The sequence below is a fragment of the Alkalibacterium sp. m-11 genome, from assembly GCF_054658155.1.
Window position 1 is genome coordinate 1 of the sequence record NZ_BAAGIR010000260.1, and the last position, 1,388, is coordinate 1,388.

The following is a 1,388-nucleotide window of genomic DNA, read 5'->3' on the forward strand; positions in this document are numbered from 1 at the left end:
CACTAGTGTTGCATAAAATTATATTCTTACCGAATTTCATATTTGTTAACTAAATCACAAGTAGTTCTCATCAAAATTTACAAAAAAGTCAAATGCTGGCGCAGCGGATGACTTTTTCCAGAATTTTTTTGACTATTCTATTGGTCTAGACTTCATTTCGCGAGTTATTTCACTTATCCTGGTTCAAAGAGAGCTTTGAAGTATGCATACGATTCATACTTTACCGATCGTAAGTGACGCAAAATTTGGAAAATAGTTGGCTTTAAATTCAATTCTAGCTTAATAAGTAACGTGAGTAGGTAGACAATCATTGCCATGATTAGTTGGTTCTCAACACCGACTTCTGATTTCGAATAGTAGGTCTTAATCGTCATATGTTGTTTCATATGCTTGAAAAACAACTCGATTTGCCAGCGTGAATGATAGAGATTCCCTATCTCTTCAGCGGTTTTGAAGACGTCGTTGGTAATGATTCGTAAATCAGATCGTCCTTTTCGACGAATAGTCACTAGTCGCAGGAGACTGGTCAAATAGCCTCTCCCACCAAGCAGCACATATTGATCACTGAGTACGTCAGAATCCTTATCCTTCGGGATATCTAGATTTTCTACAACATGTATTACTGTGTTCTTTTTAATCCGTGAAACGAAAAAATAGCCCTCCCATTTCATCTGATCAAAAGACTCAAAATCGATATATCCTCTGTCAAAAACATAGGTTGCCAGCGGTTGATTGACAAAAACATCAAGGTAATCATGGTCGTGTTCAGAAGCGTTAGAGATCTCAAATTGTTCTGGGTGAACCATTCCTTCCTCCATTAGACACACCTTTAGGTGTAACTTAATACCACTTTTTGTTGGACGGAAATCCGCCCATGGATAGGAGTGTTTACTAAATGAAAAAGTGGAATTATCGACCAAGTAGACCTTATTCTGCCTACTTATGTGTGTCTTCTGATGAACCATCCCTAGTAACTGATTGAATATTTCCAAAAGAACAGTCGCGTCTAGTGCTTTTAAAGCCCGTGATAGTTGGGAATAACTGATTGTGTCAACGCCTATCACCATTTTTAATTGAGGGTGAACCAGTTGTTGGTCTAAATGGCGAAAACTTTCTGTTTCCTCATTAATAGCGAACAAAAAGAGCATCAATACCTTACTAAACGTTAGTTTTTTGGCATAGCGATTAAACGCATGAATCGCCTTTTGTGATGATGGACTTAACTTTTCTAAATTTATATATGAAAACCATTTATTTATAGTCATTTTTGTATTATACTTATCCATGCTTAGATCCTTTGTATTGGTCTTGGATAAGTCATCCAAGTACTAGTATAAAGGATTTTTTTATGTCATGGAACAGTTAAATTTTTAATGCAACACTAGTGA

General features: G+C 36.3%; 1 protein-coding gene. It reads right to left on the minus strand.

Annotated elements, in window-relative coordinates; all coding sequences use genetic code 11:
* Nucleotides 1-173: 173 nt before the first annotated feature.
* The gene (locus ACYQ2O_RS12275; protein ID WP_459796702.1) at nt 174-1,286 is read right to left on the minus strand and encodes an IS4 family transposase; all 1,113 of its coding nucleotides are present in this window, start codon (nt 1,284-1,286) and stop codon (nt 174-176) included.
* Nucleotides 1,287-1,388: the final 102 nt, after the last annotated feature.